This window comes from Streptomyces sp. NPDC030143 (assembly GCF_055573695.1).
This window is the reverse complement of record NZ_JBVIAY010000002.1, coordinates 137,976-163,363: the sequence shown is the minus strand read 5'-3', so window position 1 is coordinate 163,363 and position 25,388 is coordinate 137,976. Positions and strand designations below refer to the sequence as shown.

Annotated in this window: 19 protein-coding genes and 2 pseudogenes; 8 read left to right on the top strand and 13 right to left on the bottom strand. The window is 74.0% G+C overall.

The features are described 5' to 3' along the window. Positions 1–506 precede the first annotated feature (506 nt). The 4 genes from glgX (at position 507) to ACZ4YY_RS03850 (ending at position 7,869) form a co-directional block, all read left to right on the top strand. Entirely contained in the window at positions 507–2,621 is a 2,115-nt protein-coding gene (glgX, locus tag ACZ4YY_RS03865; protein WP_468283526.1) for a glycogen debranching protein GlgX, read from the top strand. Positions 2,622–2,696: 75 nt separating this feature from the next. After that, positions 2,697–5,042 carry a malto-oligosyltrehalose synthase gene (gene treY / locus ACZ4YY_RS03860; protein ID WP_468283524.1) on the top strand — a complete coding sequence of 782 codons (2,346 nt, stop codon included), beginning with the start codon at positions 2,697–2,699 and terminating at the stop codon, positions 5,040–5,042. 484 nt (positions 5,043–5,526) lie between these two features. After that, positions 5,527–6,777 carry a M14 family zinc carboxypeptidase gene (locus ACZ4YY_RS03855; RefSeq protein WP_468284336.1) on the top strand — a complete coding sequence of 417 codons (1,251 nt, stop codon included), beginning with the start codon at positions 5,527–5,529 and terminating at the stop codon, positions 6,775–6,777. Positions 6,778–6,912: 135 nt separating this feature from the next. Further along, complete coding sequence (locus ACZ4YY_RS03850; protein ID WP_468283522.1) at positions 6,913–7,869, top strand: S66 peptidase family protein; 957 nt, start codon at positions 6,913–6,915, stop codon at positions 7,867–7,869. A 60-nt stretch (positions 7,870–7,929) separates the two neighbouring features. Here ACZ4YY_RS03850 and ACZ4YY_RS03845 read toward each other — a convergent pair whose 3' ends face one another. Continuing rightward, the gene (locus tag ACZ4YY_RS03845) at positions 7,930–8,139 is read right to left on the bottom strand and encodes a hypothetical protein (protein ID WP_468283520.1); all 210 of its coding nucleotides are present in this window, start codon (positions 8,137–8,139) and stop codon (positions 7,930–7,932) included. Between the two features lie 135 nt (positions 8,140–8,274). Beyond that, positions 8,275–8,652, bottom strand: a pseudogene (locus ACZ4YY_RS03840) (zinc-binding dehydrogenase); the annotation flags it as partial. Between the two features lie 8 nt (positions 8,653–8,660). Here ACZ4YY_RS03840 and ACZ4YY_RS03835 point away from each other — a divergent pair. Next, a complete protein-coding gene (locus ACZ4YY_RS03835; RefSeq protein ID WP_468283518.1) occupies positions 8,661–9,008 on the top strand; it encodes a winged helix-turn-helix transcriptional regulator in 348 nt (115 codons plus the stop codon). Positions 9,009–9,519: 511 nt separating this feature from the next. On the opposite strand, the gene ACZ4YY_RS03830 is transcribed toward ACZ4YY_RS03835, so the two are convergent. The 3 genes and pseudogenes from ACZ4YY_RS03830 to ACZ4YY_RS03820 form a co-directional block, all read right to left on the bottom strand. After that, on the bottom strand, positions 9,520–10,023 hold the full coding sequence (locus tag ACZ4YY_RS03830) for an SSI family serine proteinase inhibitor (RefSeq protein ID WP_468283516.1): 504 nt from the start codon (positions 10,021–10,023) through the stop codon (positions 9,520–9,522). Next, positions 10,020–11,070, bottom strand: a pseudogene (locus ACZ4YY_RS03825) (M14 family zinc carboxypeptidase). Before ACZ4YY_RS03825 ends, ACZ4YY_RS03830 begins: the two are co-directional and overlap by 4 nt. Before the next feature lie 141 nt (positions 11,071–11,211). Continuing rightward, the gene (locus tag ACZ4YY_RS03820; RefSeq protein WP_468283514.1) at positions 11,212–11,760 is read right to left on the bottom strand and encodes a DUF1707 and FHA domain-containing protein; all 549 of its coding nucleotides are present in this window, start codon (positions 11,758–11,760) and stop codon (positions 11,212–11,214) included. Between the two features lie 154 nt (positions 11,761–11,914). Here ACZ4YY_RS03820 and treZ point away from each other — a divergent pair, with 154 nt between their 5' ends. Next, positions 11,915–13,660 carry a malto-oligosyltrehalose trehalohydrolase gene (gene treZ / locus ACZ4YY_RS03815; RefSeq protein ID WP_468283512.1) on the top strand — a complete coding sequence of 582 codons (1,746 nt, stop codon included), beginning with the start codon at positions 11,915–11,917 and terminating at the stop codon, positions 13,658–13,660. Positions 13,661–13,977: 317 nt separating this feature from the next. Here the strand turns inward: treZ and ACZ4YY_RS03810 are convergent, their stop codons facing one another. The 4 genes from ACZ4YY_RS03810 to ACZ4YY_RS03795 form a co-directional block, all read right to left on the bottom strand. Continuing rightward, on the bottom strand, positions 13,978–14,925 hold the full coding sequence (locus ACZ4YY_RS03810; RefSeq protein ID WP_468283510.1) for an aminoglycoside phosphotransferase family protein: 948 nt from the start codon (positions 14,923–14,925) through the stop codon (positions 13,978–13,980). Positions 14,926–14,975: 50 nt separating this feature from the next. After that, positions 14,976–16,103, bottom strand: a complete 1,128-nt coding sequence (locus tag ACZ4YY_RS03805; protein ID WP_468283508.1) for an aminopeptidase P family protein — start codon at positions 16,101–16,103, stop codon at positions 14,976–14,978. 333 nt (positions 16,104–16,436) lie between these two features. Next, complete coding sequence (locus ACZ4YY_RS03800; protein ID WP_468283506.1) at positions 16,437–17,024, bottom strand: PDZ domain-containing protein; 588 nt, start codon at positions 17,022–17,024, stop codon at positions 16,437–16,439. A gap of 109 nt (positions 17,025–17,133) precedes the next feature. Beyond that, entirely contained in the window at positions 17,134–18,003 is an 870-nt protein-coding gene (locus ACZ4YY_RS03795; RefSeq protein ID WP_468283505.1) for a LysR family transcriptional regulator, read from the bottom strand. 94 nt (positions 18,004–18,097) lie between these two features. On the opposite strand from ACZ4YY_RS03795, the gene ACZ4YY_RS03790 reads away from it, so the two are divergent. After that, a complete protein-coding gene (locus ACZ4YY_RS03790) occupies positions 18,098–18,835 on the top strand; it encodes a CTP synthase C-terminal region-related (seleno)protein (protein WP_468283503.1) in 738 nt (245 codons plus the stop codon). A gap of 50 nt (positions 18,836–18,885) precedes the next feature. Here ACZ4YY_RS03790 and cyc2 read toward each other — a convergent pair whose 3' ends face one another. The 4 genes from cyc2 to ACZ4YY_RS03770 all read right to left on the bottom strand — a co-directional run bounded on the left by cyc2 (position 18,886) and on the right by ACZ4YY_RS03770 (position 24,263). Next, positions 18,886–21,051 (bottom strand): germacradienol/geosmin synthase Cyc2, encoded by a 2,166-nt coding sequence (cyc2, locus tag ACZ4YY_RS03785; RefSeq protein ID WP_468283501.1) that lies wholly within the window; start codon positions 21,049–21,051, stop codon positions 18,886–18,888. A gap of 97 nt (positions 21,052–21,148) precedes the next feature. After that, positions 21,149–22,333 (bottom strand): damage-control phosphatase ARMT1 family protein, encoded by a 1,185-nt coding sequence (locus tag ACZ4YY_RS03780; RefSeq protein WP_468283499.1) that lies wholly within the window; start codon positions 22,331–22,333, stop codon positions 21,149–21,151. A 304-nt stretch (positions 22,334–22,637) separates the two neighbouring features. Then, positions 22,638–23,288, bottom strand: a complete 651-nt coding sequence (locus tag ACZ4YY_RS03775) for a ScbR family autoregulator-binding transcription factor (protein WP_468283497.1) — start codon at positions 23,286–23,288, stop codon at positions 22,638–22,640. A 66-nt stretch (positions 23,289–23,354) separates the two neighbouring features. Then, complete coding sequence (locus tag ACZ4YY_RS03770; protein WP_468283495.1) at positions 23,355–24,263, bottom strand: ScbA/BarX family gamma-butyrolactone biosynthesis protein; 909 nt, start codon at positions 24,261–24,263, stop codon at positions 23,355–23,357. Positions 24,264–24,443: 180 nt separating this feature from the next. Between ACZ4YY_RS03770 and ACZ4YY_RS03765 the strand changes: the two genes are divergently transcribed. Next, positions 24,444–25,091, top strand: a complete 648-nt coding sequence (locus ACZ4YY_RS03765; protein ID WP_468283493.1) for a ScbR family autoregulator-binding transcription factor — start codon at positions 24,444–24,446, stop codon at positions 25,089–25,091. Positions 25,092–25,388: the final 297 nt, after the last annotated feature.

Below are 25,388 nucleotides of genomic sequence, written 5' to 3'. Positions count from 1 at the left end.
GGCGGGGCCGCCTCTCCTCGTCGCGCACGTGGTGGAAGCCCACGCCCTCGCCGCCGTCGAGGGCGACGACGGCGGCGAGGAGCCCGTCGGCCCGTGGTCGTGCCGGCCGCCTCGGCGCGGGCGCGGCCGGTCCGTCGCCCGCGTCCGGCCGGGGTTCGGCGCCCTTTCGTACCGTCCCGGGGTGCGTGGCCGCCCGGCCGGCGCGCGCGTGCACCCTGCGCGGGCGTATGCCCGGGTCGGTGGGGAAGGGGTCCTTGCACGGTGAGCGCCTGATCGGCCCGCGTGGTCCGGTGCCGTGCACCGCAAGGCGCCGGAGAGTCCTCGTAGCGGAGCCACCGGGGCTCTCCGGCGACGCGACGAGGTGCGGTGCCGGACCACGCGGCCCGGGCGGGCACAGTGCAAGGACCCCTGAGAGGAAGGTGAGTGACCCGTGGTTCCCTCACTTTCCGCAAGACGCGATGGCAAGGCGTCCCCGCCGGGACGGCACACCTGGAAGAGTCGTATCCATGCAGGTCTGGCCTGGAGAGGCATATCCCCTCGGCGCCACGTACGACGGCGCCGGCACGAACTTCGCGGTCTTCACGGAGGCCGCGGACCGAGTAGAGCTGTGTCTGCTGCACGACGACGGCTCGGAGACGGCGGTGGAACTGCGGGAGAGCGACGCGTTCGTGCGCCACGCGTACCTGCCCGGCGTCATGCCGGGGCAGCGCTACGGCTTCCGCGTGCACGGCCCCTACGCACCGGAACGCGGTCTGCGCTGCAACTCGGCGAAGCTGCTGCTCGACCCGTACGCGAAGGCGGTCAGCGGCTCCGTCCGGTGGGGCGAGGAGGTGTACGGCTACCACTTCGGCTCACCCGAGCGGCGCAACGACCTCGACTCGGCGCCGCACACGATGACGTCGGTCGTGGTCAACCCCTACTTCGACTGGGGCGACGACCGCAGCCCGCGCACCGAGTACCACCACACGGTGATCTACGAGGCGCACGTGAAGGGTCTGACGATGCGCCATCCGGGGCTGCCGGAGGAGCTGCGCGGCACCTACGCGGGCCTCGCGCACCCGGCGGTCATCGAGCACCTCACCGAGCTGGGCGTCACGGCGCTGGAGCTGATGCCCGTACACCAGTTCGTCAACGACCACCGTCTGGTCGACATGGGCCTGAACAACTACTGGGGCTACAACACGATCGGCTTCTTCGCCCCGCACAACGCGTACGCCTCCTGGGGCGACCGCGGCCAGCAGGTCCTGGAGTTCAAGTCGGCGGTGCGGGCGCTGCACGAGGCGGGGATCGAGGTGATCCTCGACGTGGTCTACAACCACACCGCCGAGGGCAACCACCTGGGTCCGACGCTGTCCTTCCGGGGCATCGACAACCCGCAGTACTACCGGCTGACCGACGACCCGCGCTACTACATGGACACCACGGGGACCGGGAACTCGCTGCTCATGCGGTCGCCGCACGTCCTACAGATGATCATGGACTCGCTGCGGTACTGGGTCACCGAGATGCACGTCGACGGGTTCCGCTTCGACCTCGCGGCGACGCTGGCCCGTCAGTTCCACGAGGTGGACCGGCTGTCGTCGTTCTTCGACCTGGTGCAGCAGGATCCGGTCGTCTCCCAGGTGAAGCTGATCGCCGAGCCGTGGGACGTGGGCGAGGGCGGCTACCAGGTGGGCAACTTCCCGCCGCTGTGGACCGAGTGGAACGGCAAGTACCGCGACACCGTGCGGGACGTGTGGCGGGGCGAGCCGCGCGCGCTCGCCGAGTTCGCCTCCCGGCTGACCGGCTCGTCCGACCTGTACCAGGACGACGGACGCCGCCCGCTGGCCTCGATCAACTTCGTGACCTGCCACGACGGGTTCACGCTGCACGACCTGGTGTCCTACGACGACAAGCACAACGAGGCCAACGGCGAGGACAACCGGGACGGCGAGAGCCACAACCGGTCCTGGAACTGCGGCGTGGAGGGCGAGACCGACGACCCGCAGGTGCTGGAGCTGCGTGCCCGGCAGATGCGCAACTTCCTCGCCACGTTGATGCTGTCCCAGGGCGTGCCGATGATCAGTCACGGCGACGAGGTGGCACGCACCCAGCGCGGCAACAACAACGCCTACTGCCAGGACAGCGAACTGTCGTGGGTGGAGTGGCCGGACGCCGAGGGCAGCGGGCGCGAGCTGCTCGACTTCACGCGGGCCATCGTGCGGCTGCGCCGGGACCACCCGGTCTTCCGCCGGCGCCGCTTCTTCCACGGACGTCCCGTGGAGGGCACCCACGACGAGCTGTCGGACATCGCCTGGTTCACGCCCGAGGGCCGGGAGATGACCCAGCGCGACTGGAACTCGGCGTCCTCGGCGCTGACGGTGTTCCTCAACGGCAACGCGATCTCCGAGCCGGGGCCGCGCGGGGAGCGCATCAGCGACGACTCGTTCCTGCTGATGTTCAACGCCTCCGCCCGGCCGCTGGAGTTCGTGGTGCCGGTCGACCACGGGCGGCAGTGGCAGGTCGTCGTCGACACGGCGGACCCGGTGGCGGTCGAACCGGGGACGGGCGCGAAGGTCGCGGCCGGTGACCGGCTGACCCTGGTGGACCGGAGCATGACGGTGCTCCAGCGGCCGGCCTGACGGCGGGCTCCTCGGGGGCGCCCACCCGGAGGGTGTGATGACACGAAAGGGGGCAGGGCGGGTACGTAGGTCTCCATGACCTCCACGCGTCCCGCCCCCGTCGTGCCCACGGCCACCTACCGGCTCCAGCTCCAGCCCGGCTTCCCGTTCGGGGCCGCCGCGGCCGCCGTGCCGTACCTGGCCTCGCTCGGGGTGTCGCACCTGCACCTGTCGCCCGTCCTGGAGGCCGTCCCCGGCTCGTCGCACGGCTACGACGTGGTGGACCCCGCGCGCGTGCGGGAGGAGCTCGGCGGCGAGGAGGGGCTGCGGGCGCTGGCGCGCACCGCGCGGGAGAACGGGCTCGGGCTGGTGGTGGACATCGTCCCGAACCACATGGCGATGGCGCCGCGGCACAACCGGGCGCTGTGGGAGGTGCTGCGGGAGGGGCCGAAGTCGCGGTACGCGCGCTGGTTCGACATCGACTGGGAGGCCCAGGACGGGCAGGTGCTGCTGCCGGTGCTGGGCGGGCCGCTGGGCGAGGTCCTGGACGATCTGCGCGTCGACGGGGACGTGCTGCGCTACCACGACCACGTCTTCCCGCTGCGCGAGGGCACGGGGGACCTGCCGCTGCCGCACCTGCTGGACGCCCAGTGGTACCGGCCGGTGTGGTGGCGGCTGGCCCGCACCGAGCTGAACTACCGGCGGTTCTTCAGCATCTCGGAGCTGATCGGGGTGCGGGTGGAGGACCCGGAGGTCTTCGAGGCCACGCACGCGACGGTCCTGCGGCTGCTGCACGAGGGCGTGGTCGACGGGCTGCGCGTCGACCACCCGGACGGACTCGCCGACCCCGACGCCTATCTGACACGGCTGCACGAGGCGAGCGGGGGCCGCTGGACGGTCGTCGAGAAGATCCTCGCGGACGGCGAGCGGCTGCCGTCGTCCTGGCCGGTCGCCGGCACCACCGGGTACGACGCCCTGCGCCGGATCGACGGGCTGTTCACCGACCCGGAGGGCGCCGGGGAGCTGCTCGCGCTGTACCGGCGCTTCGCGGCCCCGCAGACGGACCGGGGCGGGGACTGGGCGGCCACCGCGCGACGGGCGGCGTACGCGGTGCTCTCGCACGAGCTGGCGACCGAGCTGGACCGGCTGACCCGGGCGGCGGTCCGGGTGTGCGCCGGCTCGCCGGACCCGGCGCTGCGGGACCGGGCGCCCTGGGCGTTGCGCACGGCGCTGGAGGAACTGCTCGTGCGGATGGAGGTCTACCGCCCGTACACCTCGGGTGACGCGGCCGCCGTCGTCACCGAGGAGGCCGCGCGGGAGGCGCGGCAGGCGTTCACCGTGCCGGAGGAGGCGGGCGCGGTGGACGTGGTGCGCGGGCTGCTGCTGGGGCGGGACGCGGGGCCGGCAGAGGTGGAGTTCCGGACCCGGTTCGCGCAGACGGCGTCCGCGCTGCGGGCGAAGTCGGTGGAGGACACGGCGTTCTACCGGTACGTGCCGCTGCTGTCGGCGAACGAGGTGGGCGGCGATCCGGGCCGCCAGGGCGTGTCCCCGGCCGCGTTCCACGCGTACTGCGCGCGCGTGCAACGCGAGTGGCCGCTCACCGGGACGGTCGTCTCGACGCACGACACCAAGCGCAGCGCCGACGTGCGGGCGGCGCTGGCCGTGCTGACGGAGTGCCCGGCGCGCTGGGCGGACGTCCTGGAGCAGGTGACGCGGGCCGAGGAGGGCGTGCCGGACGGGCAGGCGGCGTGGGCGGCCTGGCAGACGGTGTTCGGGCTCGGCCCGGCGGACCCGGAGCGCGTCCGGGAGGCGCTGCTGAAGCATGTGCGCGAGGCCGGCCTGTACACGAGCTGGACGGAGCAGGAGCCGCCGTACGAGGAGGCGGTGGCCGCGTTCGTGGCGCTGGGACCGTGCGGGGTGCCCGGCGAGCGCGTGGCCGCGCTGCGCGACGCCCTGGCCCCGCACATCGGGGCGAACGTGCTGGGCGCGGCGCTGGTGCATCTGACGATGCCGGGGGTGCCGGACGTCTACCAGGGCACGGAGGACGAGTACCGGGCGCTGGTGGACCCGGACAACCGGCGTCCGGTGCCCTTCCCGCCCGAGCGGCCCGGCCCCAAGGCCGAGGTGACGGCGGCGGCCCTGCGGCTGCGCCGGCGGCGGCCGGACGTCTTCGGGGCGTCGGCCTCGTACGAGCCGCTGGCCGCCGAGGGGCCGGCGGCGGAGCACTGTCTGGCCTTCGCCCGCTCCGGTGAGGTCGTCACCGCCGTGACCCGGCTGTCCCTGCGCCTGGCGGAGGCGGGCGGCTGGCGGGACACCCGTCTGCCCCTCCCCCCGGGAACCTGGACCGACGTCCTCACCCCGGGCCGGACGTTCACCGGCCACGCACCCCTGACGGACCTGTTCGCCCGGATGCCGGTGACCCTGCTGGAACGCGTGAGCTGAGCCCGGCCCCGCGACGAGGGCCTACCGGGGCCTCCTTCGGCGGTGACCGGACGTCGTTCGGGTGACCGTGTCCCCGGCCCCGAGCCGCCGGCGGAACACCCGCACCCGTGCGGGCAGGACGGTCGTGACCCGCCCCGCACCGCCACCCCGGCGACGACCGGCCCACGGGCGTGGGCGTACCGCGGAAGGGCTTCGGCGCGGATGCTTCCGGGCGCCCCCGGCCACGACCGGACGCCGGCCACGTACCGCACCTGCGGCCCCGAGGAACCGGCCGCGGAACACCCGCCCCCGTGCGGGCAGGACGGCCGTGACCCGCCCCACACCGCCACCCCGGCGACGACCGGCCCACGGGCGTGGGCGTACCGCGGAAGGGCTTCGGCATGGATGCTTCCGGGCGCCCCCGGAAGGCTTCCGGCCGCGTCCTTGACAGCGCACGGAGTCCGTGGGGTACTGCGGAAGCGAAGGCCGGGCGGACATGACGGGGGTGAGTCTCCTGCCGGAGCTGCGCTACCCCACCGTGACCGAGCTGACCTGCGCCGCCGAGGCACTGGCCACGCTCCACCCCGGTCTGTGCGCGCTGCGGCAGGTGGGGCTCTCCCGAGCGGGCCGGCCGCTGCACCTGCTGTCCGTCGGGCACGCCCGGCGGGCCGTGCTGGTGGTCGCCGGGGCCCACGCGAACGAGCCGACGGGCGGCTCGACGCTCCTCGCGCTCGTCGAACGGGTGCTGGCCGAGAGGGAGTTGCGGGACGGCACGTCCTGGCACTTCCTGCTGTGCGCGGACCCCGACGGGGCGAGCCTGCACGTGACGCCGGCGCCGCGCAGCCTGCGCGAGTACCACCTGGGGTTCTTCCGGCCCGCGGGCCCGGAACAGCCCGAGTGGTCCCCGGCCGTGCTGCCGCCCGACCGGCTGCCGCCCGAGACGCGGGCGCTGACCGGCGTCATCGACGAGCTGCGGCCCTACCTCCAGGTGACACTGCACGGCACCGACCTGGGCGGCAGCTGGGTGCAGCTGACGAAGGACATCCCGGGGCTGGCCGAGCCGTTCGCCAAGTCGGCGGCGCAGTTGCACATCCCGGTCGAGACGGGCGCCTCCGACGCGGCGGGCTGGCCGGCGTCCGGGCCGGGCGTGCACGTGATGCCGGCGGCCGGGGCGGGCGCGGCCTACCCGAGCATGCCGGACGACGCGCGGCACAGCACCTGGTACCACGCCCACCGCTACGGCGGCCTCACCGCGGTCGTCGAGGTGCCGATGTGGGCGAGCGACATGGTGGACGACCCCGCCCCGCACCCCGACCCGGTCGCGGAGACCCGGCGACTGGCGGTCCGGCTGCTGCGGGACGCGCGGGAGGTGGAGCGGGTGCTCGACGACGCGCTGCCGCGTCTGGAGGGCGTCGACGAGCCCCTGCTGCGGGCCGCCCGCTGGGTGCTGGGCGTGGTGCCCGGCCTGGCCGCCGACTGGACGCACGGTCCCCCGGCGGACACGACCATGGCCTACGTCGGCAGCGTGGACGCCTTCGCGCGCCGCCTGCCGCTGCGGGCGGCGGCGATGCTGCGCCGGGTCCTCGAGGAGCACGACGACCCGGCGGCGCCCCGGCTGGAACACCTCGTCGGGGCCTGGAGCGACTCCTTCGCCGTACGCTTCCGCGCCCGCTGGGTGCCCCTGGAGCACCAGGTCGAGCACCAGTCCCGCACGGTCGTCGCGGCGGCGCTGCACGCGCGCGAGGGCGCGGCGTAGGAGACGGCACTCGGGACTGGTGAGCCCGCATGTCCAGGTGTCGCGTATTGGCTGACGGCAGCCTGGCTGCATTGACGGTGAGTGATCGATGCAGACGGCTCACCATCGGCTCGGCGGGTGTAGGAAGATCCCGGTATGGACACCTGCGACAGTCATCGGACCGTGCAGTCGCCGCGGTTGCGGCCCGGGGATCGAGTGCGGATCGTCTCTCCGGCCAGTCCACCCAGCCGCGAGGGAGTCGCCCGTGGCGTCGAGCTACTGACGTCATGGGGGCTGCGGGTCGAGTTGGGAGAGCACGTCTTCGACCAGTGGGGGTATATGGCTGGCCGAGATGAGGATCGCGTCTTCGACCTGAACTCCGCGTTCGGTGACCCCGGCGTCCGCGCGGTGCTTGCCACCCGGGGCGGCAAGGGCGCATACCGCATCGTCGGCGACCTGGACATCGACGCCCTGCGGCGCGACCCGAAACCCTTGGTCGGCTTCAGCGACATCACCCACCTCCACCTTGCCGTATGGGCGCGATGCGGTCTGGCCTCGCTGCACGGCCCGTTCGCCAACTGGAGCGACGCATGGTCCGGGCCGGCGTCAGCCGAAGCCCTTCGCCGTGCGCTGATGACCACCGACCCTGTGATCATCCACCGGGACACCAGCCAAGCCAGCGCGGCGGTCACCGTCGAGGGCACCGCGACCGGTGTCCTGGTCGGCGGCAACCTTGACGCGATCCGCACCGAAGCCGGAGCCGGTCTGCCGAGCCTCAAGGGGGCGATCCTCTTTCTCGAACACCAGAGAGGCACAGGGCTGGGAGAGGTCGACCGCGCACTGACCCAGCTGACCCGTACCGGGGCCCTGGAGGGGCTGTGCGGTGTCGCACTTGGCCAGTTCCTCGGCTTCGACCGGGACGCCGATGATCCAACCCTGGGGGGATGGGGCATCGCCGACGTCCTGCGCGACCGGCTGACGCGCCTGGGTGTTCCCGTTCTCGGTGGACTCCCTGCCGGACACGGCCTGCATCCTCCGACCATCCCGCTCGGCACTCGGGCCACGATGGACACCGCCGAAGGAACCTTGACGGTTCAGCCGGCCGTCGTCTGACCGTCGACCGCCTAACCCAGCGTGCAAGGCCCACGCGACGGTGACTGATCGGCCGGTCAATCACCGTGTGTGGTGGCCGGTGGCGTATCGGCTCCAGGTGCCGCCGGCTTCGGTGACCGGGCGGGTGGTGGTCCTGTCGTGACAGCCGAGTGCCTTCGCGATGACGGGGGCCGGGGCCTGGAGGACGAGCTTGCGGATCGCGGAGGTCCTGCCGCGCTGTGGAGGAACGCCGATCTCACGCAGGTGGCCTTGGAGGCTGACCGGGTTCATCGGTGCGGGCGTTCGTAAACGGTCCGGTGAGGGGGGCGGCCGTGTACACCGCCGCTGTCGCACCGGCCCGGGCCGCCTGTGTCACTGGGGCTGAGCGGGTCGCGGGACGCCGACCACCGAGCCCATGCCCCCGCTTCAGATGCAGATCACAATCTTTCCGCGTGTGCGTCCGCGTTCGGCGTGTGCGTGGGCGTCGACGATCCGCTCCAGGGGATAGGTCTGTTCGATACGGGGTGTGTAGCGGCCTTGCCGACCCAGTTTCGTGGCCGCGGACAGGAGGGTGGAGTCGTTCTCCGCGTTGACCACATGCGTGCCCAGGCGCTGCCCGCCTGCGTGGTCGGCGACCGTCGCGACGCGCGTCGGGTCGCCCGTGATCGCGACGAGGTCGTCCAGGGATCCGGAGGCCGCGGTGTCGAGCACGATGTCGACGCCGTGCGGAGCGAGAGCGGAGAGACGCTGCGCGAGGCCGGGGCCGTAGGTGAGGGGAACAGCGCCGAGAGAGGTGAGGAACTCCACCCGACTTGTTCGACGAGCTGTGCCCGTCCTCGCTGCTGCCTTTCCGCTTCGGTGACAAATGGGCATCCCTGGTCCTCCGCTGCCTGGAGGACGGCCCGCGCAGATACTCCGAACTCCGCGTGCCACTGGGCCGCGTCACCCCGAAGGCGCTCACCCAGTCGCTCCGCGGCTTGGAGCGGAACGGGTTCGTGTCACGCACGGTGCACGCCGACCCGAAACTGCGGGTGGAGTACGCGCTGACACCGCTGGGCCGCAGCACGCTGGAGCCGCTGGCCGCCACGTGCCGGTGGGCGTCCGAGCACTGGGACGAGCTGCTCGACGCCCGCGAGGGCGGCATCTCCTCCATCGGCTGACTCGAACCTGCGTCGGCGCGTCCCGCACCGGACGAGCCGCACCTCTGTGTTCACCCGGGGAATCACCGACAGCGGCGTCCGCGGTCCAGCCGTAGCCGCCGGTCGGCGGTGGTGATCCCGGAGCGCAACGACCCGCCCCGGACGACGGATGCGGCGCTCGCTCCTCCTGGCCGTCGTCGTCATCGTCGAGGTCGACGGCGTCCGGGTCGCGCAAGGACCGCAGCCCCTCCGTCGCCGGCATCTGTCGGGCGCTCGCCGAGCACGCCGAACGCGAGACGTACCCAGAAGCCGTCGAGCAGGCCCATGCCGACTTCACCGCCCTCCGGGCAGGCGAATTCCCCGGCCCGCGCACGGCGACAACGGAACCCGCGCGCTGACGCGGCACCGTGTCAGCCGCTACCGCTGAATTCCGTTCCGATGCTCCCCCGACGGCCGAGACCGGACCCGGACCCCGTGCCGACGGGCCGGCTCCGGACACGGCCACGCGCGCGTGTCCGGAGCCGCGCCCGCGTCAGATCCCCGGCAGCCCGGCCATGGCGGGGGCCTCGTCCTCGTCCAGGGCGAACACCGCGCCCGTCTCCGCGCCCATCACACAGGCGTTGGCGAAGGTCCGCGTGTACTCGACGGGGCTGCCGTTCCACCGGCCGGTCGCGTGGACGGTGACCGGCGCGTACACGAGGGAGCAGATGGTGTCCTTGCGCGGCGGGATGGAGCCCACGTCGCCGCCGGCCGCCGTCAGCTCCGCGCAGGCCTCGGCGGCGCGGGAGTGCCCGTGGGGCGGGTCGCACAGCAGGAGCGTGCCGCGGGAGGCGCCGGAGCGGGACTCGCCCTCGCTGATCGTGAGCTCCAGCCAGTTGCCGGTCAGGAGGTCCTCGGGGGACGTGACGGCCTGGGCGGGGGCCGCCGCGGCGGCCGCGAGGAGGAGCCCGGCCACGGCCGGGAGGGTGCGCCGGACGGCCGTCCTCAGCGGGGTGCGCCGGAGGGCCGTCGGGTGGGGGGTGGGGAAGTGTGTCATTCCCGGTGCATCGGCACGGCGGCCCCGGTTCCCCAGTCCGACTCACCCGATCGTGCGCGGGCGGCACGGCGTGCGGCCAGTTCGAACGCGTCGAGCACCACTCCCGCCTGGTACTCCACCTGGCGCTCGACCGGGATCCAGCGCGCCCCGCAGCCGTCGTGGAAGTCGGCGCACCGGGCGTCGATGAGCGCGTCCAGCTGCGCGAGCGCCCCGGCCGGATCGTGCCCCGCACGGGTGACGAGCTGGGACAGCAGGCCCGCCGTCCGTACCGCGATCCGCCGCCCGGCGATGCGCAGGGAGGTCAGATGGGCGGTGCTGAACGGCGGCAGCGGGTGTCCTGGGTCGCCGCCGTCGGGGTCCCAGGCGTCGGCGAGGGCCGGGCGGACCAGGACGTAGTCGTCGACCGGTGCGAGCAGGCGCGCCGCGTCGGGGACACCGGCCAGCCCCGGCCGCACCCGGGCCAGGAGGCGTTCCACGAGGCGGCTGTCGTGGCGCAGCCGCCGACTCACGGGCCCGCAGCACCGCGTCCCGGCCGACGGGCGGGGAGGCGTCCTCGAGGCCTCGCACGCCCCACATGGGCGCCTCGACGACGGCGGTGACCGTGCCGTGGCGGTGCGGGTGGTACCAGGTCGACTCGACGGCGGTGATGGCGGCGACCAGGTCGCGCGGGCGCGGCGGCGGGATCCGGTAGACGGCGGGTCCCAGCGCGGGCCAGTACAGGGGGCCGAGGGGATGGGGACCGGACAGCCGGCCCTCGTTGCGGCGCGAGCCGTCGGGGTCGAGGCAGAGCAGCAGGTGCCAGGTGGCGTCGGCGCTCCCGGTGAGCCGCGGCTCGGCGAGGACGTGTTCGGCCGGCCGCAGGGCGGTGGCGCCGCCCACCGGCTCGTCGCCGTGCGGTCCGGCGACGACGAGGGCGGGCCGGCGGCCGTGGCCGACGGAGAGCAGCCACAGGGGCGTGCCGGCGCGGGAGACGCCGACCCGGCTCAGCAGGGTGTCACGGGGGTGGGCGGCGGCGAGCGCGGCCGCCCGGGCCGCGAGGTCGTCCACGGTGGGGTAGCGCTCGAGGGGCGGCAGGGCACACCTCCCCGATGCGGCGCCGTCGGCTCACCGGGCGGGTCCGGTGCACGCACAGTGAGTCATGACGCGGAAGGTACGTGAACACAGCCGGAGCCGGGGGAGTTGATCCGGTCAGTTGGCGGAGAGGCGGTACGCCATCCGCCCGAAGGAGACCTGGTCGCCCTCGCGGACGACGGCCGCGCCCACGACCCGGCGGCCGTTGACGGTGGTGCCGTTGGTGGAACCCAGGTCGCGCAGCACCCACAGGCCGCCCTGGAGGCTGAGTTCGGCGTGCACGCGCGAGACGGACTCGTGGGTCAGCCGCAGGCCGTTCGCGGGGTCCCGGCCGATGCGCAGCGCGTGCTGGGTGGGGTGCGGCAGCAGCAGCTTGGGCAGTCGCTCGGCCCGCCAGGCGTGGCGCAGCCGGAAGGTGAACCCGGAGACCGCCTCGACCGTGCCGAACACCAGGCGGGAGAGACGACTCTCCCGGGGCAGGTCCGCGGTGAGCACGGCGAGTTCGTCCGAACGGCGGGCGGCGAGGGCCAGCTCCATGCGTCGCACGAAGGTGTCGTGCGACAGGCGGCCCATGGCGACGCCGTCCCGGAGCACCTTCAGCGCCTTGTCGCGCTCCGAGTCGGAGAGCCGAGCGGGGTACGTGTTGAACTCGAAGGACGACGTCACGTTCGTGATTGTCGGTCAGTGAAACCGTCGTGTCCAGAAAACGGGGGAACGGTGGTCCCGGGCACCTCCCCGGGTGTTCCACCGGCAGATCGATGGCGTGTGGAGCACGATGGGACCGGCTACGTCACGGTGGGCAGACGAAGGGGAACCGTCCGTGCAGTTCGAGGTGTGGGCACCGCAGGCCGAACGGGTGACGCTCCAGTGCGACGGCGTCACGCGCGCGATGGAGCGCGATCGGGAACGGGCGGGATGGTGGACCGGTGAGGCGGATGCGGTCGACGGCACGCGGTACGGCTTCGCGGTGGACGACGGCCCGGTGCTGCCGGACCCCCGATCCCGCCGCCAGCCCGACGGGCCGGACGGACCGAGCGCGGTCGTCGACCACGGCCGGTACGCCTGGCGCGCCCCCTGGCCGGGGCGGCCGCTGCCGGGGGCGGTCCTGTACGAGCTGCACGTGGGCACCTACACCCCCGAGGGCACCCTGGACGCGGCGGCGGAACGCCTCGACCACCTCGTCGAGCTCGGCGTCACCCATGTGGAGTTGATGCCGCTGTGTCCCTTCCCCGGCCGGCACGGCTGGGGGTACGAGGGGGTGTCGCTGTGGGCGGTGCACGAGCCGTACGGCGGGCCCGAGGCGCTGAAGCGGTTCGTCGACCGGGCCCATGAACGCGGGCTCGGTGTGGTGCTGGACGTCGTGCACAACCACCTGGGCCCCTCGGGCAATCATCTGCCCGCGTTCGGCCCGTACTTCACGGACACGCACCACACGCCGTGGGGTTCCGCGGTCAACCTGGACGCGCCCGGCTCCGACGAGGTGCGCGCGTACCTGCTGGGCAGCGCGCTGGCGTGGCTGCGCGACTACCGGCTGGACGGGCTGCGGCTGGACGCGGTGCACGCGCTGGCCGACACGCGCGCGTACCCGTTCCTGGAGGAGCTGGCGGCGTCCGTGGACGCGCTCGCCGCCGAGACGGGCCGGCCGCTGTTCCTGATCGCCGAGTCCGACCTGAACGACCCGCGGCTGATCACGCCCCGCCGGGAGGGCGGGCTCGGTCTGCACGCGCAGTGGAACGACGACTTCCACCATGCCCTGCACACCGCGCTGACCGGCGAGTCCCAGGGCTACTACGCCGACTTCGCGCGCGACCCGTTCGCCGCGCTGGCCCGGACCCTCACGGGCGGGTACTTCCACGACGGCACGTACTCGAGCTTCCGGGGCCGCCGCCACGGGCGCCCGCTGGACCGCGCCCGGCTGGCCGGGCACCGGCTCCTCGGCTACGCCCAGACCCACGACCAGGTCGGCAACCGCGCCCAGGGCGACCGTCTCGCGGCGTCCCTCTCTCCCGGGCTGCTGGCCTGCGCGGCCACCCTGACGCTCACGGCGCCCTTCACCCCGATGCTGTTCATGGGCGAGGAGTGGGCGGCGGGCACGCCCTGGCAGTTCTTCACCGACCACACCGACCCCGAGCTCGCGGAGGCGGTACGGCGGGGCCGGCGCCGGGAGTTCGCCGCGCACGGCTGGGCGGAGGAGGACGTGCCCGACCCGCAGGACCCGGCGACGCGCGACCGCTCCTGCCTGGACTGGTCGGAGCCGCAGCGCGAGCCCCACGCGCGCGTGCTGGCCTGGTACCGGCGTCTGATCGCCCTGCGGCACGACCGGGCCGACCTCACCGACCCCGACCTCGCCGACCTCAAGGTCGCCTACGACACGCAGGCCCGCTGGCTGGCCTTCCGCCGCGGCGACGTGCGCGTGGCGGTGAACCTCGGCGGGGCACCCGCGGCGATCCCCCTGGGACCGCGCCCCGCGCGCGTGCTCGCGGCGTGGGAACCGGTGCGGGCCCCCGGGCCGGACGGGCTGCTGCACGTACCCGGGGAGTCGTGCGTGGTCCTGGAGCAGGAGTAGCGGGGAGGGCGGGGCGGGGCACCGGAGCGGGATCAGCGGCGGCCGGGCGGTGGGTGCGGGAGGCAGGAGCGGCTGTCGGCGGGACGGCGGGACGCCGGAGCGACGACAGCCGGACGGGGCGGGCACCCGAACCGTCAGCCGCGGCAGCCGAACGGCGGGACACCGGAGCAGGCGCAACGGCAGCCGAACGGGAGCCGGGAGCTGGGCGAGGCGCAACGGCAGCCGGACGGGAGCCGGAACCTGGACGAGGAGGGAACGGCAGCCGGACGGGGGCGGGTTGCTGGAGCGACGACGGCCGGCGTCGGTGATGCGATCGCCTACGTCTCGTCGTCCTCACGGAACTCCGTGACCCGTTCCAGCAGGATCGCCTCCCAGGCGCGCCGCAGCTGGGTGTGGAGCAGGGACACCGGGTCCGCGCCCTGGCCGTCGAGGCGGTCGGCGAGGCGGACGACGGTGTCGCAGCGGGCGAGCCACAGGCCGCGCAGGCAGGGGCGGGCGCCGTAGCCGGCGAGGGTGGCGGCCCGGACGGCGGCGCCCGAGCCGACGGCGAGCGCGAGGCCCGCGATGTCCTCGGCCGGGTCGCCGAGCACCGCCTCGGTCCAGTCGAGGACGCCGCGCACCCGGCCGTCGGCGCTGACGACCAGGTGCTCTCCGCGCAGGGCGTGGTGGACGAGGACGGCACCGGCGGGCTGGGCGGCGAGCTGGACGGCGCCCGGCCGGGTGAGCTGGTGCAGCCGAGCCGGGTCGAACTCGTCGGCCCGGGCCAGGCGTTCGGCGGCGGCCACCGCCATGCGGCGCAGCGCCTCCAGGGAGCGCGGAACGGCACGCCCCACGCCGAGGGTCTCGGCCTGGCGGGCCGGCACCTCGCGCAGGCCGCCGAGCAGCCCGGCCAGGTCGGCCTCGCCGACGGCCGACACCTCGTGGTCCTCCGCGGTGCCGCCGGGCACCTTGGTGTCCAGGGTGTACGACAGGCCCGGGGACCATTCGCCGTGGGCGACGCTCGTCGGCACCGCGACCGGGACGTGCGGGCGGACCAGGTCGCGCAGCCGCAGTTCGCGGCGCTGGCGGGCGGAGGCATCGCGGTCGGGGGCGAGGCGCAGCACGTGGCGGGTGCCGACCCACCAGGTGGAGTGGCCGGTCCCCTCGGCGACGGGCCGCACGTCGGGACCGGCGCTGCCGCCCGCGGCGCCCTCCTCGCCCTCCCTCAGGAGCGCACGGACGAGTCGGCGGACGGTGTCCGTGGTGGGGGTGGGTGGCTGGGTCATGGTCGCGCCGTTGCCGTTTCGGTGGGGTGCCGGGGACTCGTGGGGGCGGCTCACCCCACTATGACCAGGTCGCGGGTGGTGTCGTTCAGCCGGCGTCCGCCGTCCTGTGTGACCGTGACGATGTCCTCGATGCGGACCCCGAAGCGGCCGGGCAGGTAGACGCCGGGTTCCACGGAGAAGCACATGCCGGGCACGAGCGGCTGCTCCTCACCCTCGATCATGTACGGCGGCTCGTGCGTGGTCACGCCGATGCCGTGGCCGGTGCGGTGGATGAAGTACTCGCCGTAGCCGGCGTCGGCGATGACCGCGCGGGCCGCCCGGTCGACCTCCTGGCAGGCTACGCCGGGCCGCACCGCCCGGAAGCCCGCCTCCTGGGCCTCGCGCACGAGGTCGTGGACCCGGCGCTCCTCCTCGGTGGGCTCGCCGACGTGGACCGTGCGGGAGGTGTCGGAGCCGTAGCCGTCCTTGAGACCGCCGAAGTCGAGGACGACCATGTCGCCGTCCTCGATGACGCGGTCGCCGACCTCGTGGTGCGGGTTGGCCCCGTTGGGTCCCGAGGCGACGATGGTGAAGTCGACCTGGGAGTGCCCGAAGCGGCGCAGCAGGTCGGCGAGGTCGGCGCCGACGTCGGATTCGCGACGGCCGGCGAAGGGCACCGTGCGGATCTCCTCGAACGCGGCGTCCGCTGCCGCTCCGGCGGCCGCCATCAGCTCCAGCTCGACCGGGTCCTTGACGGCGCGCAGCATCGGCAGCGCCTCGGTGAGGGAGGCGTAGGAGCTGCCCGGCAGGGCCCTTTGCAGGCGCAGCAGGTGCAGTGCCCAGGCGTTGTCGCTGACGCCGAACCGTCCGCCCGCGTCGAGGAGCCCCGCGGTGGCGGCGTAGGGGTCCTTGCCGTCGGTCCAGTCCCGCAGGGTCAGCGCGGGGGCGCCGGGCGCCTCCGCGGCGTCGGGTGCCTCCAGGGACGGCACGACGAGGACGGGGTCGCGGTCCGGGGCGAGGACGAGCAGGGTCAGCCGTTCGGTGACCGCGGGGGGCGTGTAGCCGGTGAGCCAGACGAGGTCGGGGCCGGGTGCCACCAGGAGTCCGGCCAGCCCGGCGTCGCCGGCCGCGCGCGCGGCCCGCCGCATTCGGGCCAGGTAGTCGTCGGCGGTGAAGGGCGCGGGCGTGCTGCCGGTCATCCGGGCCTCCCTGGAGCGGCGATCGACGGTCGGGGTGCTGACGGGGTCACGGGCAGCATCCTGCCCGGACAGCGGGGGCGACGCGAGCCGGTTTGCACGGCTTTTCCGCCGACCTCCCCACCCGCGCGGCACGCCGCACGTCCCGTGGGGGTCCGTCCGCCGCTCCGGCCCCGTCCCGGTCCGACGGCGGCCCGCGGACCGTCCCACGCCGGCCGCCCCCAGCGCGACCCGGACGGTCGCCCCGCACAGACCGCACCCCGCCCGCGAAGACAGACCCGACCGTCGCCCCGCACCCCCGCGAACCCCGCCCGCGAACACCGACCGTCGACCTGCTCAGACGACGACCCCCGGCACCGCCACCAGCCGCTGGAGGCCACCGTCGCGGTGTCGGACCGTCAGCGTCACCTCCTTGCCCGGGCGTGCCGTGTCGACCGCCCGTGCGAGGTCCGTCGCCGAGTCGACCCGCGTCCGGCCGAACCGGAGCACGACGTCCCCGCGGACCAGCCCGGCCGCGTAGCCGGGGCCCGGGACGTGGACGGCGACGACCATGGCGCCCGCCCGTTCCGCGTCGACCGCCTCCACGCCCAGGGTGGCGTCGACGGGTGCCCGCGCGGGGGTCTCGGGGGACGGGTTCGGGCGGGCCGGGGTCGACGTGCCCTGCGGGGGGAGCGGTCCGGCCCGGCCCGTCTGCCGTTGGAGTTCGGCGAGTCTGCTCATGCCGATCACGGTCGCCCCGACGGTGCCGAGGCCCACGCCGGCGAGGACCAGGACCGTGCCGACGAACAGGCCGAACAGCAGGGTGCCCAGCCGTCGGCCGCGACGGCGTGCGGCGTGCGGGCGCGGGGCCCGGGCGGCCGGGGTGCCGTCGTCGCCGGGGTGCTGACCCGGCAGGGGTTTGGGACGCAACGCGGTCTGTTCCATGGATCGCCTCCGGCTGGTGCACTACCCGGCGCACCGGCGCACCACGAGCCACGAACGAGTGAGACTGACTCGGGCCGCAGGGCGGTAGCCGCACGGGCGGAGGGGCTGCTCACGCGGGTGCGGCGGACAACGCCTCCAGCAGCGACCGTGCCGCGCCCGCCGGGGTGCCGCTGTGGACGAGTTCGGTGCGGTGGACGACCCGGGGCGCCGTGACGGGCACGGCGATCGTGCCGGGGACGCCCGCGGCGGCCGTGCGGGGCAGCAGGGCCAGGCCGTGCCCGGCGGCGGCCAGCGCGGTCAGGACGTGGACGTCGGTGCCGTCGTAGCGCAGGGAGGCGCGGAAGCCGTGGCCCCCGTGGGCGGCGCGCAGGTGGGACAGGGGCAGCCCGGTGTCGGGGGCGTCCAGCCAGCGGGCGTCGGCGAGGTCGCCGAGACGCAGTCCGGGGCGCCGGGCGAGGGGGTGGCCGGCGGGCAGCAGGACGCAGACCTCTTGCTCACCGACCCCGTAGGTGGTCAGCGGCGCCACGTCGGGAAGGCGCAGCGGGTCGCTGGGCGCGGCCAGACCGTCGACGAGGCCGAGGTCGGCCGTGCCGGTGGCGACGGCGGCGGGCACCGCGTCGCGGGCCAGGACGCGCACGGTCACCCCGGCGGGCGGGAGCACGGTGAGGACGGCGGGGACGAGGGCGGTCGGTGCGGTGGCCAGCGTCAGGCCGTGCGCGGGCGCGGCGGCGATCCGGGCGACGTCCGCGCGGGCCGCGTCCAGGCGCAGCAGCAGCGGTCCGGCGTGTTCCAGGAGCCGCTCGCCGGCCGCCGTGGGCGCGACGGGGCGGCGGGTGAGCAGCGGCGCGCCGAGGTCCTGTTCCAGGGCCGCGATGTGCTGGGAGACGGCGGACTGGGTGTAGCCGAGGGTGCGGGCGGCCTCGGAGAAGGAGGCGAGGCGGGCCACGGTGACGTAGGTGCGCAGGAGGTGCGGATCCATGCGCACAGCGTGCACCGGTGCCATCAGTTCTGCTTATCGGGTGTGCAGCAATCATCGTTGGACGTGAAGTGCGGGGCGCTTGGAGGATGGTGCCATGACCGACAGCGCAGCTCAGATCGCCAAGGTCGCCCTGGTCGGCGACCACTCCCCCACCGTCGTCTCGCACAGCCGCATCCCGCTCCTGCTGGAGGCGCTCGCCGCCCGGGACCGGCTGGTGCTGGACGCCTACTGGATCGGCTCGGGCGACGCCGAGGCCGAGGACGCCGTACGCGGCTTCGACGCCGTGTGGGTGGTGCCGGGGAGTCCCTACCGCAGCGAGCGGGGGGTCCTGTCCGCGATCCGCACCGCCCGCGAGGAGGGCATCCCCTTCCTCGGCACGTGCGGCGGCTTCCAGCACGCGCTGCTGGAGTTCGCCCGGGGCGTCTGCGGGCTGACCGGGGTGGCGCACGCCGAGAACGACCCCGACGCCGACGACTTCCTCATCGAACCGCTGGCCTGTTCCCTGGCCGGTCACGAGGACACGGTGCTGCTGGAGCCGGGGTCGCTCGCGCACTCCCTGTTCGGCGCCGAACGCACCGTCGAGCGCTACTCCTGCCACTACGGCCCCTCCCGCCACCTGGACGCGCTGCGCGCGCACGGGCTGCGCTTCTGCGGGCGGGACGCGGCCGGTCAGGTGCGGATGGCCGAACTGCCCGGGCACCCGTTCTTCCTGACCTCGCTCTTCCAGCCGGAGCTGTCCGGCGACGGCTCGCGCCCGCACCCGATGGTCCGGGGGCTGGCGCGGGCCGCGGTCGAGCACGCCGCACGCCGCCCGGCGGCCCGGGCCGTGTGACGTCTCAGGGGTCCTTGCCGCTCGGCCCGGGCGGGCACCGTGCGAGGACCTCAGCCCAGCGGCAGCGCGGGGACGGCCGGCGGGCGGTCGGGGAGGAAGCCGTGCGAACGCCGGGCCAGGTAGGCGGACTTGTAACGGTCGACCGCGCGGTGCCAGTTCAGGATGCCCGCCAGCCAGTTCTCCAGGTCGGCCACATAGCCGTCCATGGCGGCGCGGCCCTCCGCCGAGAGGTCGAAGTCGTCGTACAGCACGGGCAGTTCGTGGGCGACGACGTGCTCGAACTGCTGCATGCGCTGGGTCATCAGGTCGTGGACGACGCCCAGCGCGGTCGGGTAGTCGCAGCCGAAGAAGTTCTGCACGACGAGAATCGCGTTGTGGATCTCGCCCTCGTACTCGATCTCCTTCTGGTACGAGAAGACGTCGTTGGTGAGGCAGGCGTAGTCGATCGCCGCGTTCTCCAGGGAGCGGACCGGGCCGCTGCGGTAGATCTCCGGCGGGACGGCGGGGCCGTGGCCCATGCGGCACAGGCTGAGGGTGAGGTCGGAACCGAAGGTGGCGCGCCGCATCTCCAGGTAGTCGACCGGGTCGGGGACGCGGTTCTGGAGCTGGTTGGACAGCTCCCACACCCAGCTCTCGGTCATCACGTCGACGGCGGCCCGCAGGGTGCGCTTCTGCTCGGCGCTCATCTGCGCGGTGGTGCGCGCCCACAGGTCGATCAGCGCGCGTTCCATGGCGTTGACGGGGACGACGGTGGTCTCCTCGCCGTCGACGGGCATGCACGCCGACAGCCGGGCCGTCGTCAGCCGGGCGGCGGCCAGGTCGCGGCGGTGGCCGTAGACGAGCGGGTAGTAGTCGTCGCCGTAGGTGCCGAAGGCGAGCCAGGCGGCACTGAGGTCGAGGGCCTCGGGCGTGGCGTCGGGGTCGAGGCCGGCGGAGCACAGCGCGAGGTCGCACGAGAGGAGCTTGTCCTCGTCCCACACGCCCTCCGCCAGCATGCCCGTGCGGCGGGTCCACTCGAGGAGGTGGTCCCGGGCCCGGTCGAGGTGCGGGCTCAGCTCCACCCGGAACGGCATGTGGAAGTCGGGCAGCAGGGACGGGCCGACCTTCTCGTACGGCACGTGCGTGTAGGCGCGCAGACGTTCCGCGGCGGCCGAGGCGAGCAGGGCGCCGACGTCGGCGGCGGAGGTGCCGGGCCCGGTGAGCCGCTGCCACGGGGAGGCGGAGGTGGCGCCCTTGTTCATGTAGCGGCTGGAGCGCATGTGCCATTCGTGACCGCCGGACTGCCAGTCCTGGAGTCCCTTGGTGTAGGCGGCGACGGCGGCGACCTCGCCCGGGGTGAGGCCCTTCTCCAGGGCCAGCGCGGGCACTTCGGTCAGGGCGGTGTGCTCGAACTGGTGGAGACGGGAGGTGAGGATGTCGTTGACGGTGTCGGCGGCCTGCTGGGTGGTGCAGCCGAAGAAGGTCTCCAGGACGAGCACGCCGTTGCTGTTCTCGCCCTCGTCCTCGACCTCGCGCTGGTAGGAGAACAGGTCGTTGCGCAGGTGGACGGCGTCGGAGAACGTCTCCATCAGCACGCGCAGCGGCCTCGACGCGGCGACGGAGGCGGGGACCTCGGCGGTCGCGTACTCCACGAGCCCGGCCGACCAGGGGGCGCCGCCCACCTTGCGGCGCATCTCGATGTACTCGACGGGGTTGGCGATCCGCCCCTCGTCGATGTTGGACAGCTCCCACATCGACTCGTTGAGCAGGTGCTCGGTGGCGACGGCGAACCGGCGGCGCCAGTCGACGGACATCGCCGGCACGGTACGGGCCCACAGGTCGGCGAGGCCCGCCTCGACGGGGTTCTGCGGCTCCGGCACGGGAGTCGACAGGTCCAGCGGCATGAACAGCGGCAGCCGGTCCAGATGCGCCTTGCCGGCGGAGCGGTCGGGGGTGCGCTTGAACATGTCGAGGAAGTGGTCGTCGAAGAAGAACACCCACACGTACCAGTCGGTGATCAGCGACAGGGCGGGCCCGTCGCAGTCGGGGTGGGTGTAGGCGCAGAGCAGGCCGTAGTCGTGCGCGTCGAGGTCGGCCTGCTCCCAGATCCCGGACCCCTCCAGCATGCCCATCTCGCGCGCCCACCGCGTCGAGTGGGCGCGTGCCTCGTCGACGTGCGGGTTCAGCCGCGCGGGATACGGCATGTAGAAGTGCGGGAGTTCGAACGGCTGGGTCATGGCCGGGCCCTACCCTCGCCCTCCGACGGCCATCCACGGGGCGGCACATGATCACACCATCGCGTGAACTTCCCCCGGAGGGCGGGTCGGGTGCGGGTCACTTCCTCAGCTGGATCAGCGCGTGCGCTCCACTCGTTCGCCAGCGCTGGTCCTCGGCGGCGACCAGTGCGCCCTCCGTGGCCGGGGTCAGGCCGGTGATCACGTCGGACTTGAGGGTGCGCAGGGCCGCCACCGGGCCGGGGAAGTGGGTCGTGACGTCCGCGAAGGGGGTCGTCGGCGGCCAGCGCCGGTCGCCCACGAGGCGACGGTAGTTGAGGTCGCCCTTGACGACGGTGAGGGCCGCGGCGGCGAACTCCGCGCGCAGGTCGTCCGGCATCCCCGCGTACGGCAGCGGGGCGGCGGCGAAGGGGTGGGCGCGTACCGTGAGGGTGCCGTCCGCCATCGCCGCCCACAGGCGCCGGCCGTGGACGGCGGCCTCGCCCCGCGCGGACGACAGTCTGCGCAGGGCGTCGACGACGTCCGCCGGGGTGGCGTCGGAGACGTAGTACGGGTACGGCTTGACGTGCAGGACGATCCGGTCGGTGTGTTCGTGGGCGAGGAGGTGGGCGGCGAGGAGGAGGTCGGGGACCAGTTCGCGGCCCGCGTTGTCGGCGACCAGGCACAGTGTGCCGGTGCCGGGCCGGCCGGGCGGGAGCAGGGACCACAGGGCCTCGCCGTCGTCGGCGACCAGGCCCGGCGCGGCGGCGCGGCCCTCGGCGCCGGCGTCGGACAGCCGGAAGCCGAGGTCCGCGCGGTTGCCCCACAGCGATCCGTGCAGCAGGGCGCGGGCCCGTTCCTCGGCCGGGCGGGAGGCCAGGTCGTCCAGGGCGGCGAGTTCCTCGTCGGTCTCGGGTGCGTCGAGTTCGGCGAGCTTGAAGGGGCGGAACTGGTCGATGCCCTGCCAGGGGCCGGGGCCGAAGAAGCCGACGGCGTCGAGGAGACGACGGTAGAAGTAGCTCTCGGACCACAGCCACGGCACGTCGAACCAGGACCGTCCCGCGTACGCGTCCAGCCCCCAGGCCCGCCACCGGTCCCGGTCGTGGGCGTCGGCGGGCAGATCCTCGATCACGCCCTCGGCGCAGCTCTCCAGGAGGACGTCCAGGGCATGGTGGACGTCGGGGTCGTACGGGAAGGCGTCCCGTACCCGCCGGATGATCGCGGGGTGCCGTTCGGCCAGGACGGAGTGGGGGAAGGAGCCGGGCTCGTCGCCGACGATCACGGGCGGGGCGGGGGCGGGGGCCATGCGGTCACCGTATCGCGGGGGCGCGGCGGGGCGCCCCGGGTGTGGCGTGGCCCCGGGCGCGCGCCTGTGCCGTACGTCCTGATCCCGGGCAGTGCGCCGAGCGGTGCGGACCGGGCACAGCGCCGCGCGCCGAGCGGTGCGGACCGGGCACAGCGCCCCGCGCGGAGGTCCGCGCGCCGGGGGCCTGCGAGCCGCCGAGGTCCGCGCATCGGGGCTGTGAGCCGCGGAGTGCGCGCCGCGGCGGTGCGAGCCCTGGGCCGGGCGCCGGGGATCCGCGCCGAGTGCCGCCCGCCGGGGCGCCGCCTCACACCCCTGCGAGGATCTCCCGCTCCAGCCGGACCGCGAGGCTGAGATAGCGCGGGCGGCGCGGTACCGGTACCAGGCCCCGGATGAGGACGTGCCACATCTCGGCCATGCGGCGCGGGAGCCGGACGGCGGGCTCACGGGATCGGCCGACGACCCGGGTGCCGACGAAGAAGCAGACCAGCGAGTGGGCGACGGCGTCCACGTCGACGTCCGGGTGGATGTCGGACTCCTTGACCGCGCCGACGAGCCGCCGCGAGATCAGCTCCAGCCACTCGGCGAACGGGTGCGGCACGGGCCCGCGGACCGCGACCCCTCCGGTGGCGAGCCGCAGGCCCGCCCGGGCGATCGGACCCTCGACCGACAGCCGTGCCATGCCGAACGTCAGGCGCATCAGCGCCTCCAGGGCGGGATAGCCCCGCTCGTCGATCTCGACGGCGACCCGCCGGGAGGCCTGCGACTGCAATTCCATGATCGCGTGGGCCAGGTCCTCCTTGGCCGCGAAGTGGAAGTACAGGGCGCCCTTGGTGACATGGGCGTGTTCGACGATGTCACTGAGACTCGTCGACTCGTAGCCGTGCCGGTCGAACAGGTCGGCCGCGGCCGTGATGATCGTGGCGCGGGTCTGTTCCGCGCGTAACTGCCTCGCCATCGACTGCTCCCGAGCCGGTAAAGAACGGGTCGTGCCGTTTGTTTCTTACCCCCCGTACACCATAGCTCACCGTACGGCGGTACCGACGAGACACTCGAACACGGCGGACTCTCGTTGCGTCCCGCGGACTCGGACCTGCCCCGGGTGATCCCGTTCGGCCGTTATCCAGATGGGTTCGTCCAGCTCGCCGTACCGGTGGAAGCGGGCGTGGTAGGCCACCGGGGAGCCTTTGCCGCCCGTCTCCAGCAGTGCGGTCTGGCGGGCGGCCTCCAGCAGGAGCATGCCGGGGACGTGGTCGAGGGGATGGTCGAAGAAAACGGGGTGTGCGGTATCTACTCTGAGCTGTCGACGGCCGGGCCGGTCGGCGTCGGGCACGGCGAGGACGACGTCCGAGGTCAGGGCACGGCCGACGGCGGCGGCGGGCGCAGGGGGCGGGACGGGCACCGCGCTCACGCCGTCCGGGGTGCGGCCGCCGCGCAGTCTGCGGTAGACGGGGCCGCTGACGCAGGTGAACGCGACGTCCGCGCGGGCCACGCGCTCGCCGCCACGCAGGACGTGCGCGGTGTAGCGGACGGCGGCGGGGTGGCGTCCGCGGTACTGGACGTCGGTGAAGTCGAGTTCGACCTCCGGTTCGGCCGGCAGCGGGCCGACGGCCAACGTGCCGTCCACCGTGTTGACTTGCATCTCCTGGAGAACGAATTTCCGGTCCAGGGGGACGTCGTACTCCGTGTGGGTGATCAGGGTGCCGCTCTGCCGGATCGTCTCGACGACGAGCAGCGGGTCGTAGTGCGTCCAGTCCGGAGACACGTGTAACCCGTGTGCCCGGGGCCACTGGGCGGTCACCGCGAAGCGGTCGGCACCCGTGCGCCGCCAGCCGGTGAGGAGGGTCTCCGCGACGGCGGCCCGGTGGACGAGCTGGCGCGGCACGGTTGCGGTCAGGGACGGAGCGTCGGCAAGCTGCCGAGGTCGAGTCATGTCTCTCCCCACGGTCCCCCAAGGCCACGGCAGACGGCGAACCGTCCGCTCCGGTGAGCGTCAGAGTACGAGGCGACCGGTTTGTTTTCAATGAGATCGGTCAGCGGCATCCTATGATCGGGCCGACCTCGCGGACGATCGCGGGGCGTCGGCCGGACTCGGTGCCGTGGAGGGGCTCATATGGCGAAACAGGAGCGCGCCATCAGGACGCGCAGGGCGATCCTGGAGGCGGCCGGCGCGGTCTTCGACGAGCACGGCTACACCTCGACGACCATCGCCATGGTCCTGGAGCGCGCCGAGGTCACCAAGGGCGCCCTGTACTTCCACTTCGCGTCCAAGGAGTCGCTGGCGCAGGCGGTGCTGGACGAGCAGGTGCCGTTCGGCTCGGTCCCGCCGCAGCCGTGCAAGCTCCAGGAGATCGTCGACATGACGTTCGTGGTGGGGCAGCGGCTGTTGGACAACGCCCTGTTGCGGGGCAGTGTGCGGCTCGCGGTGGATCAGGAGACGCCGTCCGGGGTGGACCACGGAGAGCCGTTCCGGCAGTGGGCCCGGGCGCTGAACGAACTGCTGGAAGCGGCGCGGGAGCGGGGCGAGTTGCTGCCGACGGTGCGGCCTCGGGAGACGGTGGAGCTGCTGGTCGGCTCGTTCACCGGAATCCAGCTGATGTCGCGGGCGCTGACGGACCGCGCGGACCTCGGCGAGCGGCTGTCGGTGATGTGGTCGCACATCCTGCCCAGCATCGCGGTGCCCGGTCTGCTGCCGGGCCTGGACACCCGGCCCGACCGGGGCGTGCGGGTCCTGGCGTCACTGGAGCGGGCGGCTTCCTAGGGGGTGTTTCGAAAGTCCTGTGCGGTGCCCGCGGTGTCCGGTGCGTGCTCTCGGCGTGCCGGACGAAAGCGCTCGTACTGGGTGTACTCGTGTTTTCGGCCGGTGCGGCGAGAGGGCGTGCCGGGCGCCGTGGGTGCTGTGCGGGACTTTCGAAACACCCCCTGGCGGGCGGTCCCTCTCCCCCGGGAGGACGACGTGCGGCGGGGGGGGGGGGGGGGCCCCCCCCCCCCCCCCCCCCCCCCTTCCCCCCCCGCCCTCGGCTTTTCCAAGGGTGAGGACCTCCACTTTCCCTCCGAC